This window comes from Burkholderia sp. ABCPW 111, from assembly GCF_000773065.1.
In the GTDB taxonomy this organism is placed as follows: domain Bacteria; phylum Pseudomonadota; class Gammaproteobacteria; order Burkholderiales; family Burkholderiaceae; genus Burkholderia; species Burkholderia savannae.
Map to the genome: position 1 here is coordinate 148226 of NZ_JPWT01000002.1, position 14810 is coordinate 163035.

20 protein-coding genes are annotated in these 14810 nt (G+C 67.5%); 13 read left to right on the forward strand and 7 right to left on the reverse strand.

The features are described from left to right. Positions 1-579: 579 nt before the first annotated feature. On the forward strand, positions 580-1602 hold the full coding sequence (locus X946_RS02230) for a succinylglutamate desuccinylase/aspartoacylase family protein (protein WP_038743872.1): 1023 nt from the start codon (positions 580-582) through the stop codon (positions 1600-1602). Between the two features lie 299 nt (positions 1603-1901). Here the strand turns inward: X946_RS02230 and X946_RS02235 are convergent, their stop codons facing one another. The 7 genes from X946_RS02235 to X946_RS32995 form a co-directional block, all read right to left on the reverse strand. Continuing rightward, the gene (locus X946_RS02235; protein WP_038743596.1) at positions 1902-2660 is read right to left on the reverse strand and encodes a GvpL/GvpF family gas vesicle protein; all 759 of its coding nucleotides are present in this window, start codon (positions 2658-2660) and stop codon (positions 1902-1904) included. After that, positions 2648-3448, reverse strand: coding sequence for a GvpL/GvpF family gas vesicle protein (locus tag X946_RS02240; RefSeq protein WP_038743597.1), 801 nt, complete (start codon positions 3446-3448; stop codon positions 2648-2650). Before X946_RS02240 ends, X946_RS02235 begins: the two co-directional genes overlap by 13 nt. After that, complete coding sequence (locus tag X946_RS02245) at positions 3445-5586, reverse strand: CDC48 family AAA ATPase (protein WP_038743599.1); 2142 nt, start codon at positions 5584-5586, stop codon at positions 3445-3447. Before X946_RS02245 ends, X946_RS02240 begins: the two co-directional genes overlap by 4 nt. A 7-nt stretch (positions 5587-5593) precedes the next feature. Further along, entirely contained in the window at positions 5594-6103 is a 510-nt protein-coding gene (locus tag X946_RS02250) for an Hsp20/alpha crystallin family protein (protein ID WP_038743601.1), read from the reverse strand. Further along, positions 6087-7487: a sigma-54-dependent transcriptional regulator gene (locus tag X946_RS02255; protein WP_038743603.1), complete on the reverse strand. Its 1401-nt coding sequence runs from the start codon at positions 7485-7487 to the stop codon at positions 6087-6089. The genes X946_RS02250 and X946_RS02255 overlap by 17 nt, the downstream gene beginning before the upstream one ends. Before the next feature lie 13 nt (positions 7488-7500). After that, entirely contained in the window at positions 7501-8103 is a 603-nt protein-coding gene (locus X946_RS02260) for a hypothetical protein (protein WP_038743605.1), read from the reverse strand. A gap of 213 nt (positions 8104-8316) precedes the next feature. Further along, the gene (locus X946_RS32995; protein ID WP_152611605.1) at positions 8317-8556 is read right to left on the reverse strand and encodes a hypothetical protein; all 240 of its coding nucleotides are present in this window, start codon (positions 8554-8556) and stop codon (positions 8317-8319) included. 23 nt (positions 8557-8579) lie between these two features. On the opposite strand from X946_RS32995, the gene gvpA reads away from it, so the two are divergent. The 12 genes from gvpA (at position 8580) to X946_RS02320 (ending at position 14802) form a co-directional block, all read left to right on the forward strand. Continuing rightward, positions 8580-8801, forward strand: coding sequence for a gas vesicle structural protein GvpA (gene gvpA / locus X946_RS02265; RefSeq protein ID WP_010109838.1), 222 nt, complete (start codon positions 8580-8582; stop codon positions 8799-8801). A gap of 74 nt (positions 8802-8875) precedes the next feature. Then, a complete protein-coding gene (locus X946_RS02270) occupies positions 8876-9157 on the forward strand; it encodes a hypothetical protein (protein WP_038743608.1) in 282 nt (93 codons plus the stop codon). 92 nt (positions 9158-9249) lie between these two features. Next, the gene (gvpN, locus tag X946_RS02275; protein ID WP_226377277.1) at positions 9250-10197 is read left to right on the forward strand and encodes a gas vesicle protein GvpN; all 948 of its coding nucleotides are present in this window, start codon (positions 9250-9252) and stop codon (positions 10195-10197) included. A gap of 3 nt (positions 10198-10200) precedes the next feature. Continuing rightward, complete coding sequence (locus X946_RS02280) at positions 10201-10476, forward strand: hypothetical protein (RefSeq protein ID WP_038743613.1); 276 nt, start codon at positions 10201-10203, stop codon at positions 10474-10476. Positions 10477-10486: 10 nt separating this feature from the next. Beyond that, complete coding sequence (locus X946_RS02285; RefSeq protein WP_038743616.1) at positions 10487-10720, forward strand: hypothetical protein; 234 nt, start codon at positions 10487-10489, stop codon at positions 10718-10720. Further along, positions 10707-11456, forward strand: a complete 750-nt coding sequence (locus X946_RS02290; RefSeq protein WP_038743619.1) for a GvpL/GvpF family gas vesicle protein — start codon at positions 10707-10709, stop codon at positions 11454-11456. The genes X946_RS02285 and X946_RS02290 overlap by 14 nt, the downstream gene beginning before the upstream one ends. 8 nt (positions 11457-11464) lie before the next feature. Next, positions 11465-11692: a gas vesicle protein GvpG gene (locus X946_RS02295; protein ID WP_038743621.1), complete on the forward strand. Its 228-nt coding sequence runs from the start codon at positions 11465-11467 to the stop codon at positions 11690-11692. Between the two features lie 53 nt (positions 11693-11745). Beyond that, the gene (locus tag X946_RS02300; RefSeq protein WP_226383156.1) at positions 11746-11946 is read left to right on the forward strand and encodes a gas vesicle protein; all 201 of its coding nucleotides are present in this window, start codon (positions 11746-11748) and stop codon (positions 11944-11946) included. Further along, positions 11943-12305, forward strand: a complete 363-nt coding sequence (locus tag X946_RS02305) for a gas vesicle protein K (protein ID WP_038743874.1) — start codon at positions 11943-11945, stop codon at positions 12303-12305. Before X946_RS02300 ends, X946_RS02305 begins: the two co-directional genes overlap by 4 nt. 11 nt (positions 12306-12316) lie before the next feature. Then, on the forward strand, positions 12317-12637 hold the full coding sequence (locus X946_RS02310) for a gas vesicle protein (protein ID WP_038743625.1): 321 nt from the start codon (positions 12317-12319) through the stop codon (positions 12635-12637). 587 nt (positions 12638-13224) lie between these two features. Continuing rightward, positions 13225-13776, forward strand: a complete 552-nt coding sequence (locus X946_RS02315; RefSeq protein ID WP_038743627.1) for a GNAT family N-acetyltransferase — start codon at positions 13225-13227, stop codon at positions 13774-13776. 78 nt (positions 13777-13854) lie between these two features. Continuing rightward, positions 13855-14802: an ABC transporter substrate-binding protein gene (locus tag X946_RS02320; protein WP_052144977.1), complete on the forward strand. Its 948-nt coding sequence runs from the start codon at positions 13855-13857 to the stop codon at positions 14800-14802. Positions 14803-14810: the final 8 nt, after the last annotated feature.

The following is a 14810-nucleotide window of genomic DNA, read 5'->3' on the forward strand; positions in this document are numbered from 1 at the left end:
GGTTTGATGTTCTCCATTCTCCGGCTGCTCCGGCTGCTCCGGTTGCTGCGGATGTTGCGGATGCTGCGGATGCGCTCGACGTGCTCGGCGGCGTCGATGCCGTGCATGCGCTATGCAAAGCATCGTGTGGCGCATAACGATGGAACGCATTCGTCGTTTCCGCCGACGCGGCGTTGCGATACGCTGCTGACGCCCGCAACGCCCGCAACGCCCGCAACGCCCGCAACGCCCGCAACGCCCGCAACGCCCGCAACGCCCGCAACGCCCGCGACATGCAGCGACATGCAGCGACATGCAGCGACCAACGCACCGCCGAAACATGCTCGGCAAATGCAACGCCGACGCCAATCGCAACGGCGGCGGGGCTGTCGCGCGCCGCGCTGCCGGAGCGTCGCCGGCAATGCGGCGGCACCGCACCGCGGCACCACCGCACCGCGGCACGGCAACGGCAACGGCAACGGCAACGGCAACGGCAACGGCGTGCCGCGTGCCGCCGCCCCGAGCGTTCGCCGGCGATTGCCGGTAAGCTTCATGACACCATCCCGTTCCCGCCCAGGCCGCCGCAGGCCGATGCCGACCATGACCGACACCTCCCGCTTTCGAAATCCCATCCGCAGCGAAGTCGATCTCGACGCGAACGGCAAGCATGCCGGCTATCTGCGCCTGCCGCACTCGGTCCATCGTTCGGCGTACGGATGGATTCCGATTCCGGTCGTGTCGATCCGCAACGGCAGCGGCCCCGTCGTGCTCGTGATGGCCGGCAATCACGGCGACGAGTACGAAGGGCAGATCGTCGTGTCGCGCATCGTGCGGGAGATCGATGCGGCGCATGTCGCCGGGCAGTTGATCTTCCTGCCGATGGCGAACTTTCCGGCGGCGGACGCCGGCGCGCGCGTGTCGCCGATCGACGGCGGCAACCTGAACCGCAGCTTCCCCGGCGACCCCGCCGGCGCGCCGACCGCCGTGATCGCCGACTACATCGAGCACACGCTGCTGCCGCGCGCGCAGTATTTGATCGATCTGCATTCGGGCGGCAGCTCGCTGCTCTATCGAGGCGGCAACATGCTCGCGCTCGAGCCGCGCGACGCGGCGGAGCGCGCGCGCGTACGCGAGTTGCTCGCCGCGTTCGGCCTGCCGCGCGCGTTCCTGCACGCGCCGAATCCGGTGCATGCGTCGTCGGCCGCGCGCCGGCAGGGCGCGATCTCGATCCTGACCGAACTGGGCGGCGGCGGCATGGCCGACCCGGCGTTGATCCGCGACGCGCGTCGCGGGCTGCTGCATTTTCTCGGTTTCGTCGGCGCGCTGCGCGGCCCGCTCGTGCCGGACAATCCGCCCGCGACGACACGCTTCATGCGGGTGGGCGGCGCGCATCACTATGTCTATGCGTACGACAGGGGGCTCTACGAGCCGCTCGTCGAGCTCGGCGCGCGCGTGCACGCGGGGCAGCCCGCCGCGCTGATCCATTTTCCCGATACGCCGCTGCGCGAGCCCGTCACGCAGTGTTTCGCGAGCGACGGCGAAGTCGTCTGCAAGCGCGTGCCCGCGCAGGTGCGGCGCGGCGATTGCCTGTTTCAGCTAGCGCAAGACGACGCGTCGGCGTGATCGTGCGGGTGCGGGTGCGGGTGCGGGCGCCCGGGCGAGCGTGGCGACGCGAACGCGTCGCGGAGGATTCGATGCGGCTGACGTCGCGACGGCGCGCCACGCATCGCGACACGCTGCGGTGCCCTGCGCCCTGCGCCTCTTACGCCTTACGTCGGGCGCTGGCGCGTGACTGCCCGCGATGGGCAACGTGAAGAGACGCGAATCGCGAATTGCACGGCGCACGGCGGCGAATCGCATGCTGCGTCCCGCGTCTCGCCGCGCGCGTCAGGGCGGGCCGTTCGGCAATCCGCTCGAGGCTTTCAAGGCGCGCGGCCGTCCCTTTCTCGACCCGCGCCGTTTTCGGATTTCGATGCGGCGGTCGACGGGCGACTCGTCGGTCCGAACGCGCGCGGCGGCTCCGCTGCCGACGCCCGCTCACCCGCGGCGAAGCTATACGGCGGCCATGGGCCGGACACATAGAGCGGCAAGGCGGTGCGGCGCGCCGTTTGCCGGCATCGCTCGACGAAATCGTCGAGCGTCGCTTGCCTAACGAGAAAGCACAGGCTCGCGAAGCCTTCCACCTGTCCGTCGAACCGCCAGTCGCGGTACAGGTCGCGAAGCGCCGCCGCGATGCGTTCCCCGTGCGACAGCGCGACGGAATTGGGCGCCGCGCGAGCGGCAAGATAGGCGTGGCCGGGGCCGCCTGCTTGCGGGTGCGGCCGCGCGTGCCGCTCGTCGGGAGGCCGAAATCTCAGCCCCATTTCGACGCAGCCGTCGATTCGCTGCAGTAGATCGCGATACGTATCGCTTTCGTCGTCGAGCCACTCGCGCACGGCTCGCTTGTCGTCGAGGCAAGTGGGAAAGCGCATCGGCACGACGGCGCCGTGCCGGAAGAGCGTCGCCACGGTCTCGCCGAACGCGAGCGCCGCCGGTATCGTCGCGGATGGCGCCCGAGCGTGCTCCGAGACGACGGTGCGCAGGTGCGCGCCGTCCACGATTTCGAGCCGTGCGCCGTCCACGCCCGACGGCAGCGCGAAGGAACCCTTTTGCGTCAGCACGGCGTAGGTCAGCCAGACCATGTCGTCTCTTCGGCGAGCGGGGCGCAAAAGCTGTACGGCGGCCAGGGCCCGGAAAAGTCGAAATGCAATCCCCGTGCGGCGAATTCGGCGTCGACGGCTTTCGCTTGCCGACGGAATGCCTGGACATCGCGGTTTCGCACGAGGAACGCCCAGTTCGCGACGATTTCGTTCGGTGAATCCGAGGCCCGCGACGGCCGGCTGCACATCTGCACCGCGTGGCGCTGCAATCGCGCCGAGACGGGCGGCACGCTTTGCTCGAGCCAGCCGCGCAGATTGTGCCCGGCCCGGGCCTGAAGCTGCCGCTCGCGCAGATAATGGGTGCCCGTCGCGCGGGCGGCCCATTCGGGTTCTTCGGCGCGAAGCAGCGCGGCTTGCGAGTCGGTGGCCGCTCGCCGATCGAGCCAGCCTTTGACCGCCCACTCCGTCTTGCCGTCGACGAGATCGAGAACGCGGCTGATGTGCGCGTGAGCGCTTTGCATCGATGCGATGACCCGGTCGGCACTGGAAAACAGCGCGCCGAACTGGGCCGGAAAGACCGGCGAATATCGCATCGTCCACTCGATCACCGCGGCATGAATGGCCACGCGGCCGGCGATCCAGGCCGGGTCCGTCAGCCGCCGCTCGGCGTCGGCTCCGGCAAACTCGCTGCGCGACGCGTCGCAGAGCACCGCGGCCAGATTCCCGTCGCGCAGCAGTTGCAGCCGCGGCTCGCCAGGCGGCCTCGTCGCCCATGCCGGGGCGAGGCGCTCGGCGCGCGCGAAGCAAAACAGATAAAGGGCGGCGTTCATTGCGTTTGCTTGCGCCGCTGGCTTGCTTCCTGGATCGCATCGTCCAGGTCCGCGGCGCTCAGGTGCAGCCGCGCCGGATCGCGGATGTCCGCGGCGAGCGCGCGCCGCACCGCCGACAGCGCCGCGCGGCGGCATACCGACGCGATCTCGGCCGCGGAGAACCCGCTGCTCGCCTCTGCCAGCCAGTCGCCGGTCACGTCGGCGGCGAGCGGCTTGCGGCGCAGGTGCACGTCGAAAATCTCGCGGCGCGCGGCCGGGTCGGGCAGCGCGATCTCGACGATCTCGTCGAAGCGGCCGGGCCGCAGCACGGCCGGATCGAGCATGTCGATGCGGTTCGTGGCGGCGAGCACCATCACGCCTTTGAGCTCCTCGATGCCGTCGAATTCGGCCAGAAACTGCGACAACAGGCGCTCCGGCACGTGCGCGCCGCTGGCGCCTTCGCCGCGTCGGGGCGCGAGCGCATCGATTTCGTCGAAAAACAGCAAGCAGGGCGCCGCGTGCCGCGCTTTGCGGAACACGTCGCGCACGCCTTTTTCCGATTCGCCGATGTATTTCGACATCAATTCCGGCCCTTTGACCGGAATGAAATTGACGCCGCACTCGTTGGCCGCGGCTTTCGCGAGCCAGGTCTTGCCGCAACCGGGCGGGCCGACGAGCAAGATGCCCTTGGAGGGCTTGGCGCCCGCGCGAGTCAGCAGCTCCGGATACCTGAGCGGCCACTCCAGCGCCTCGATCAACTGCGCCTTCGCGTTGCCGAGGCCGCCGACGTCCTCCCAGCGCACGTTGGGAACCTCGACGAAGACTTCGCGAATCGCCGACGGGTCGATCTCGGCCAGCGCGGACAGGAAATCGTCCATGTTCACGACGAGGCGATCGAGCTGCTCGTAGGAAATCGTGCGCAGGCCGAGATCGAGTGTCGACATGAGCCGGCGCAGGCAAAGCATGGCCGCCTCCTTGCACAGCGCCTCGAGATCCGCGCCGACGAAACCGTGCGTGATGTCGGCGAGACGATCCAGGTCGACGTCGGCCGCGAGCGGCATGCCGCGACTGTGGATTTCGAGCACTTCGAGACGGCCGTTGCGATCGGGAATCGGAATCGCGATCTCGCGATCGAAACGGCCCGGCCGGCGCAACGCCGGATCGAGCGCGTTCGGCAGATTGGTGGCGGCGATCACGATGACTTGCTGGCGGCCGTTCAGCCCGTCCATCAACGCCAGCAGCTGCGCGACCACGCGCTTTTCCACCTCGCCGACGACCGTTTCGCGCTTGGGCGCGATCGCGTCGATTTCGTCCAGAAAAACGATGGCGGGCGCCTTGCGCGCGGCTTCCTCGAAGATCTTGCGCAGGTGCGCCTCCGATTCGCCGTAGAACTTGTGGATGACTTCGGGGCCCGACACCGAGAAGAAGGCGGCGTCGCATTCGTGCGCGATGGCCCGTGCGATCAGCGTCTTGCCGCAGCCCGGCGGGCCGTACAGCAACACCCCTTTGGGCGCGTCGACGCCGAGCCGCTCGAAGACTTCGGGATAGCGCAGCGGCAGCTCGATCATTTCGCGGATGCGCATCAATTGCGGCTTGAGGCCGCCGACATCCTCGTACGACAGCGACGGGGCGACCACCGCGGGTTCGCCTTTCGCGGGCCGCCCGATCGACAGCTCGGTGTTCGGGCCGATCAGCACCGGTCCGCGCGGCGTGCAGCTCGTCACCTTGAAATCCGCGTTGCGGCTGCCGAACAGCGTCGCGCGGATGCGGTCGCCCTCGATCACCGGCAGGCCGTCGAGCAGGCCCGCGATGTAGTCGAGATCGCCCGGCGCGGGGGCGGCGTTGATGGGGGTCAGCTGCACCAGGTTCGCCGCACGCGCGGCCACCTTTTTCAGCGTGACGGTCTCGTCGATGGCGGCGCCCGCGTTGCCGCGCACGACGCCGTCCAACTGCACGCGCGACTGGGCGCGCAGCTCCTTGTGCGCGAGCATCGCCTTGCATACGGTGGCGCGCTTGCCGCGCACCTCGACCAGGTCGCCCACGGCCGCGTCCAGCAGGATGAGGTCCTCCGGCCCCATGCGCGCGAGCGCGCGCCCGACATCGCGGGCGTTGCCCTCCGTCACGCGGAGCTCGAGCCCGGTCTGTTCCGCTTTGTCCATGGTCGCCTCAGTCCGTGCACCGGATTTCGAGAATCCCGTTGTTGCACCCGAACTGCATCTGGTCGCGCGTGTATGGGCGCGGCAACTGCACTTCCTTGATGTATTTCTTGGGGCGGTGCTCGGCGACGATCGTGAGCACGTCGTCCTGGACATCGAGTCTCACGTCTTCCAGGCTCACGCCCGGCATCTCGGCCACCACGAGCGTATGGTCGCTCTCCTCGAACACGTCCACGATCGGCTCGATGACTTCCTGCACCACCGCGTGGCCGGATTTGTCCTTGCGGATGTTGCCGAACGGCTCGACCGAGACTCGGTCCTTGTCCTGTCCCAAGCCGACCTTGATGTTGATGCCGTAGACACCGCGGATGCCCGCATCGGTCGCGCGCTCCTTCAGCAACTGAAGTTCATTGCCGGTCTGGGCCAGTTCGTTGAGCTTCTCCACCAGGTTCACGATGCCCGACATGATGCCTTCGAAGCCACTGGCCGATTCTTTCGCTCCGTCACGCTTGGTCTTCATCGTCGACTCCTCGGAATTCGATGCGGTATTCCTTGACCTTCGAATGGATGGTCTTGTAGTCGACTTGCAAGACTCGTGCCGCTTGGGCCTTGTTGCCGTGCGTCGCCTGCAACACCTGTTCGATGACCCGCCGCTCGATGTCGGCGATATTGCGTCGTACCACCTCCTTCAGGGACAGTCCTTCCCAGCCGAATTCCGTCAGCGGCGCCGCGTGCTTGCCGGACGATGCGATATTGAGGTGAGCCGGCTGCACGACATCGCCGGCGACGAGAACGGCTTGCCGGATCGAGTTGCGCAACTGCCGGACGTTGCCCGGCCACGGGTGATTCAGCAAGAGCTCGCAGGTGGCGTCGGCGAACGTGACGGCGGGCTTGTCCAGTTCCGCGCAGGTTTGCGCGGCGAAGTGCTGCGCGAGGTAGAGGATGTCGTCGCGCCGTTCGCGCAGCGGCGGGACGTGAATCACGAATTCGGACAGCCTGAAGAAGAGGTCGCTGCGGAAGCCGCCTTCGAGCGCCTTTTGCTCGACGTCTTCGTTGGCGGCGGCGACGATGCGCACGTCCAGCGGCAACGGCGTGTTGCCGCCCACACGATACAGCGTGCGCTCCTGGATCACGCGCAGCAGCTTCGCTTGCGACGCGAGCGGCAGGTTGGCGATCTCGTCGAGAAACAGCGTGCCGCGGTTCGCCGCCGAGAACTTGCCGGGCTTGGCGATGGCCGCGCCGGTGAACGCGCCTTTTTCGTAGCCGTAGAGTTCCGATTCGAGCAACTGCTCCGGTATCGCGCCGCAGTCGATCGCGACGAACGGCGCCGCGCGCCGTCCGCTGCCGCGGTGGATCGCGCGTGCAACCAGTTCCTTGCCCGCGCCGCTTTCGCCGAGGATCAGCACTGAAAACGTGCTTTTCGCCACGAGCCCGATCCGTGCGATCAGGCGGGCGACGGCTTCGCTCGGCCCCATGCTCTCGCACAGGCTGGCGGCCACCGAAGGCTCGCTGCTCCGGCCGCCGCCGTTCGTGAGCGCCGTTCGGATCGCGCTCATCAGGACGTCGTCGTCGACCGACTTCGACACGCAGTCCTGGACGCCCTCGCGCATTGCGCCGATCGCGCCCTGCACGTCCGGCTGGTCGGTGAGCACCACCGCCGGCATCTGCGGCGTCTGCCGCCGGATCGCGTGCAGCAGGTCGAGCCCGCTCATGTCCAGCAGGCGGTCGTCGAGCACCACCGCATCGGAGCGCTGTTGCTCCAGGGTTCGGAGCGCCGCGTAGCCGGTTTGCGCGGACACGGCGTCGAGGCCCGCGCCGCGCAGCAGCTGCGTCAGCCGCGAGCCGAAAATCGGCTCGTTGACGATCAGCACGCGCGCCGGCAGCGCACTTGGAACCGAGTTCATGACGTTCGTCGCGTCAGATCGCCGGGCTGCCGAGCGGATAGCTCACAGCCAGATCGGGCGGCAGCAGGGGGGCCACGCGGTGCAGCGCGCCGACGAACAGCATGCCGGTGCCGCCCGCCGGCAGCGTCTCGTCGATTCGATGCGCGATGAACCGGTCGCGTCGCTGCAGCATGTCGGACGCGAGCCGGTTCTCGACGTCGGTTCGCTGCCCGTCCGCGGAAGCGGCGTTGAGCAGCCGCCATGCGAGCTCGTATTCCTCCACCAGCAATTCCGGCGCTTCGGTGCCGACGATCGTCGCGCCTTCGCGACTCAGCGTCTGCAGCAAGCGATGATTGCGGCTGCCGGCCTTCGCGAGGTCGTCGACGATCTCGAGCTCGTGGCCGCATACCGGCAAGCCGTCCTGATAGATGTGCAGGGATTTCAGATCGAGGCCGAGCCGAGGAATGGCCGCTTCGATGCCGTCCCACATGTGCTCGATATCGAGTGCGCGGCGTCGCCACGCGTTCGCGCCGAGTGTGGTTTGCGCGGCGTCGGCGAGAAGCGGTGCGGCTTGCCCCATGTCGATGCCGGTATGGAGAATCGGGATATAAATCAATGTGCGGCTGCTGTCGGACATGGCCGCTCCCCTTTGCGATTTTCCGTTTCTTTGCATGGCGTCCAACCCATGCTGCAATTGTCATCATAGGAAATAAGCCGGCCGTCTGCGGCAGCATTTGCGCGGCGCGTGGGTCTCGCTTCGAGGGCGGTATGGATAGCATTCCATGGAACGCTTTCCATACCGCGACGCCGCTTCCATATGCCGGATATGCGCGTTTGCGCAAACGGCGCTTCAATCGATTTCGATATTGATCGAAATACAAAAATGAAAAATCGCGATGCCGGCGCATTGTCTCGAACGGCGGATTTGGCGGCGATTTTTCCTGCATCGCGATTCCAGGCTGTCGGCCATTGGCGCCGCGCGCCCGGCGAAGGCTCGCGCGACGACATTCGCGCGCGAAGCGGCACGCTCCGGCATGGGGGTTGCTTTGAGGGCGTAGCCTGCTCCTGCAGCGCAAAGGTCTTTTCCCATCAACGCATCGCAAGGAGGCCATCATGGCCAAAGTGCAGAAATCGACTGACTCGTCGAGCCTGGCCGAAGTTGTCGATCGCATTCTCGACAAGGGCATCGTCATCGACGTGTGGGCGAAGGTGTCGCTCGTCGGCATCGAGCTGCTTTCGATCGAAGCCCGCGTCGTCATTGCATCGGTCGAAACCTATCTCAAGTATGCCGAAGCAATCGGTCTGACCGCGACTGCCGCAGCGCCAGCAGCGTGACCGACGTTGCCGCCGCATGGCGGGCAACTTGGTTTCCGGCCGCGGTAAAGCGGTCGGCCTCGAAAGGAACAGCCATGAACAGCTTGACGCAAGACATGGCCCGCCTGCATCAGGAAGTCACGGCGGGCCACAGGGAGCGGCAGAGACTGCTGCAGAAGCTGGCGGATTCGCGCGAGGACCTGCGAACGGAAGTCGCCCAACTGCTGCGGCAACTGCATCTGGCCAATGCCGGCATGTTCAGCCAAGCGCGCGACGCCCGAACTGCATTCGTGACGGACCTGGTCGAGCGCGTGCGTGATCTCCGACGCTCGTTCGACGCCGATCTGAGGGGAGCCCACCGCGCCTGGCGAGGCTAGGGCCGTTTGCGACCGGGCGCGGCGGCCCGCCGATACGATGCGCTTGGCCGACCGCTGCGCCTGCCGATGCTTTCCGATAACTGGAGGGAATCATGACCGATCTCGCCCCACCGCCGGAACTGGTTGCAGCGGCGCGCGGCGCGAATGGCGATGGCGGCACTCGAGACAGGGTGCGATTGGAAGCGAGTGCCGAGTTCGTGCAGACGCCCGCCGTTCGCAATCTCACCGAACGTGCGCTGACGTATCTCGGCGCGGGCTACGGAGTGCATCTCGCGGGGCCGTCGGGCACCGGCAAGACCACGCTCGCGTTCCACATCGCCGCTCAGCTCGGTCGGCAAGTCGTGCTGATGCACGGCGACGACGAACTCGGCAGTGCCGACCTCGTTGGTCGCGGCGCCGGATACCGCCGCTCGCGGGTGGTCGACAACTTCATTCATTCGGTGGTCAAGACCGAGGAGGAAATGACCACGACCTGGATCGACAATCGCCTGACGACGGCTTGCCAGCACGGCCTCACGCTCATTTACGACGAATTCAACCGATCCCGGCCGGAAGCGAACAACGCGCTGCTGCCGGTATTGTCGGAAGGCATCCTGAACTTGCCCAATCGCATGACGGGCGCCGGTTATCTGACGGTGCATCCGGGCTTTCGCGCGATCTTCACGTCGAATCCGGAAGAGTATGTGGGCGTGCACAAGACGCAGAACGCGTTGATGGGCCGGCTGATCACGATCCAGGTGGGGCACTACGATCGCGAGACGGAGGTCGAGATCGTCCGGGCCCGCTCCGAAATCGCGCGCGCGGACGCGGAGCGCATCGTCGATCTCACCCGCCGGCTGCGCGACGCCGACGAGAGCGGCCACCATCCCAGCCTCCGGGCGGCCATCGCGCTCGCACGTGCGCTCGCGTATTGCGGCGGCGAGGCGACGCGCGAGAACGCCGGCTACCTATGGGCCTGCAGGGACATCCTCGGGGTGGACCTGGAGCCCGTCCCGCAGGCCACCCGTCAAGCAGGCCGGCGCACGAAAGCGCGGAGATGAATCATGCCGATTCCGAGAAAAGGGGTGCACGACATTCGTGCTCGACATACGCCCGGCATGACGCCGATGCCGGTGCACAGCATGTACATGAGGATTTCGTGCATCGAAATGGAGAAAAGCCGGCGGAACATCGAGCGGCAAGCCGCGCTGCGGCGCATCGCCGCCGTCGATGGCCGGATCGCCGATCTGGACCGGGAAAAGGCCAGGCTGCATGCGGCGATCGAAAACGAAGCGCCTCAAACGGGCGACATCCGCGGATCGTTCCAGATCCGATATTGAGAGGGACATCATGCATATCAACTGCATTTCCTGCGGGCACCAGATTGAGGTCGACGACGATTCCTACGCCCGATACCACGGCGCGCTGCGTTGCTGGGTTTGCCATTCGCTGCTGATGGTGGACATCGTCGAAGGCTGCGTCGAGTCCGTCCGTCTCCAGGAAGCCTCCGTGATCGTGCCTCACGGCGCGCAGCCCGCCATGCGCAAGCCGGCCTCGCGCGAGGTGCAGCATGACCAGCCATAGCGGCGCCCGCTATCTGTACGGCGTCCAGCATGCGCGGGACGTGCCGCCGAGCCTTCCGCCCGGGATCGGCGGAACGGCCGTCCATGCACTGACCGACGGCGATGTCGCGGTGATCGTCAGCGATACGGGGCTCGCGAAGGTCCGTCCCGAGCGGCGCCACTTGCTCGCTCATCACACGGTGATCCAGAGCCTCGCGGCCGCCGGCACCGTGCTGCCGGTGGCGTTCGGCACGATCGCGACGAGCGAAGTCGCGCTGCGCAGGATGCTCAAGAAGCACCGGACGGCGCTCGCCCGCGAACTCGCGCGGCTCGTGGGCCACGTGGAAATGAGCGTGCGCCTGAACTGGGACGTGCCGGATCTCTTTCGCCATCTGATCGACGTTCGCCCCGATCTGAAGGCCGCGCGCGACGCCATGCTGGCGCTCGGCGGCGCGGCCACGCGCGACGACAAGATCGAGTTGGGCAGCCGCTTCGAGCGCGTGCTGAACGAAGAGCGGGCGCGCCATGCGGCACGCGTGGACGAGGCGCTCGACGCGTGCTGCAAGGAGATCCGGCGCGATCCGCTGCGGCACGAGACGGAAATCCTGCGCTTGACCTGCCTCGTGCGAAACGCCGAGCTCGGCCGGTTCGAGTCGGGCGTGGCCGCCGCGTCGCGCGTTCTCGACGATTCGCTGACGCTGAAATACAGCGGACCGTGCCCGCCTCACCATTTCGTCAATCTCAACATGAGTCTGTGAAGGGTGCCATGTTCATTCTCGATAACCTGCTCGCCGCGCCGATCAAGGGCATGTTCTGGATTTTCGAGGAGATCGCGCAGGCCGCCGAGGACGAGACGATCGCCGACATCGAGACGACCAAGGCGGCGCTCGTCGAGCTCTATCGCGAACTCGAATCCGGCCAGATCGACGAGGCCGAATTCGAGTCGCGCGAGCGGGCGTTGCTCGATCGCCTGGACAGCCTGGAAACGCCGTGACATCGCCTTGCTCGCCGCCGTTTCATGCCGTGCGCAGCGCGGACGGCGAACCCGTGCCGGCCGAGCTCGCGCAGCGGCTGTCGTTGTGCGAGTCGCTGGACCGGATTCTCAACAAGGGCGCGGTGATTTCCGCGCAGGTGGTCGTGTCGGTAGCCGACGTCGATCTGCTCTATTTGCATCTGCGCCTCCTTCTGACTTCGGTGGAAACCGCGTTGGCCGGCCGCGCGATGTCACGCGAAGAGGAATGCCGATGAATGCGCCGCACGCGGCGGCGGTATCGAACGCCGCCGCACTCGCCGCCGCGCTGGAACAAGCGCTGGCGCAGCAACAGGCGCCGCCGCCACGCGCGACGCAACGCGTCGACGTCGCGGCCGCTTCCGCGGGCAACGGCCTCGCGAAGCTCGTTCTGGCGCTGATGAAGCTCTTGCACGAACTGCTCGAACGGCAGGCGTTGCGGCGAATCGAGGCCGGCAGCCTGAACGATGACGAAATCGAGCGGTTGGGGCTCGCGCTGATGCGGCAGGCCGAGGAGATCGAGCGGCTCGCCGGGCAGTTCGGCTTCACCGATGCCGATCTGAATCTCGATCTCGGCCCGCTCGGCCGTCTTTTTTGAGAGCCCATCCAATGAGCCAGCCACGCACCGCTTCGCCGCCGCACAGCGTTTCCAGTACGACCGTGGCCGATCTGCTCGAGCGCGTGCTCGACAAGGGCGTCGTCATTACCGGAGACATCCGCATCAATCTGGTCGACGTCGAGCTTCTGACGATCCGCATCCGGCTGCTGGTCTGCTCCGTCGATAAGGCGAGGGAACTCGGCGTCGACTGGTGGAACGCCGATTCGTTCTTTCTGGGGCCGGACAGAGCGCGATCCGCGCTGCCGGGCCGGACCGCCGCCGTCGACGTCGCGGCGGGGGCCGCCGCGCACGCCGACGCGGGGCGTCGGTGACGCGCGCGCCGCGCGGCGCACGCGACATCGGAGCGGATCGAAGGGCGGGCGTGAGCGCGCCGGATTTTTCCGGCGCCGCGAGCGGACGGCGTTCGTCCGTGCGCGGCGAAGCGCTCTTCGCGCCGTTCGCGCCGCAACGCTGACGCGCCGGATGGTCGGTGGCCGGCATCGCTGCCGCGCCCGGCCGGTCGCATCGCCGGATCATGGCGCGCCGCGCGCGTCGGCCACGCGCCATGCGTCTTTCCAATGGCGCTTTCTTCGACGCCGGCCCGGTTTCGCCCGCCGCGCGCCACGTCGCACGGGCTCGCGCCGGCGCTGTCCGCTTCCCCGAAATCCTTACTACGCGGCCGCCGATATCGATATCGAAATTGCTTGGTTAGCCTTTGCGAGTCGAAACGCTAAGGTGACGGACATGGCAGCGGGATGACATCGCGACGAGCGCGCGCCGGGCGACACGGGCGCGCGTCCGAACGCGACGAACACGCCGCTGCCCTTGTTCCGCAGAACGAACGGGCGCGCCGAAGGCGGCGAGCCGTCATGCCGGCGGCGCCGGCCGCGCGCGACCGTTCGCCTCCGACGACCTCGCCATGACCGACAGCATTATCGACACCGCACCGCACGACGCGCGCGCGAAGCCACTGATCGACGCGCTGATCGACGAATACGCGGCGCGCTACCGCGCGTATCGGCCCGACAGCCTCGCGTCCGCGGAAGCGGAACTCGCGCGCTATCCGGCCGAGCTGTTCGCGCCGCCCGAAGGCGCGTTCATCCTGCTGATCCGCGACGGCGAGACGATCGGCGGCGGCGCCTTCAAGCGCTACGACGCGCAGACGGCGGAGCTCAAGCGGATCTGGACGCGCGCCGATCTGCGGCGCCAGGGGCTCGCGCGGCGCGTGGTTCGCGAACTCGAGCTGCGCGCGGCGCGGCAAGGCTATCGGCGCGTCTATCTGACGACGGGCTTCCGGCAGCCGGAGGCATGGGCGCTGTATCTCGACGCCGGTTACGCGGCGCTGTTCGATCGCGACGTCGACCCCGAGATCTACGTGCATCTGCCGTTCGGCAAGGATCTGATCGAGCCGCGCCGCGCCGACACGCTCGGCGACCTGCGCGCGCCCGTGCCGGCCGCGCCGGTCGAATGACGCGATGCGCGGCCCGCGGCTCACGCCGGCATGTCGCATCGAAAACGACACCACATTCGCCACCAACAGGAATCGTCGATGACATTGCAATACACGAAGCCATTCGTCCGATCCGCCGCGCGCGCGGTGGCCGCCGCCGTGCTGATCGGCGCGAGCGCGGCGGCGTTCGCCGTCACGTTCGATTTGAGCCCCGGGCAGCCGGGCCGCGTGCGCGGCGCGCGCGACGAGACCGTGATCCGCGCGCTGCCCGCAGCGTTCAAGTTCGCCGAGCCCGACGCGCTGACCATCGGCATCGCGCCGAGCCAGCCGCCCATCAGTTCGTACGCGACCGATGCGCGCACCGTCGTCGGCTTCGACGCCGATCTCGCGCAACTGCTCGCCGACAGCCTCGGCCGCAAGCTGAAGATCGTCGCGCTCGCGTGGGCCGACTGGCCGCTCGCGCTCGAATCGGGCCGCGTCGACGCGGTGCTGTCGAACGTGACCGTGACCGAGGAGCGCAAGGCGAAGTTCGATTTCTCGACGTATCGCAAGGATCAGGTCGGCTTCTACGTGAAGTCCGACAGCAAGATCGCGTCGATCAAGGAGCCGAAGGACGTCGCGGGCCTGCGCGTGATCACCGACGCCGGCACCAACCAGGAAAAGATCCTGCTCGAATGGGATCGCGAGAACGTCGCGCACGGGCTCAAGCCCGTCACGGTCCAGTATTACGACGATCACGCGGTGAAGAACGTCGCGCTGCAGGCGGGCCGCGCGGACGCGATCTTCAGCGTGAACTCGGTGCTCGCGTACCAGGCCGCGCAGCAGCACCGGACGAAGCTCGTCGGCGCCGTGAGCGGCGGCTGGCCGCGCACGGCGGACATCGCGGTCACGACGCGCAGGGGCAGCGGCCTCGCCGAGCCGTTCACGATCGCGATCAACGATTTCATCAGGAACGGCGCGTACCGCCGCGTGCTCGACCGCTGGAGTCTCGGTTCCGAGGCGATCGACGCGTCTCGGACGAATCCGCCGGGCTTGCCGAAGACGTGATGCGCGAT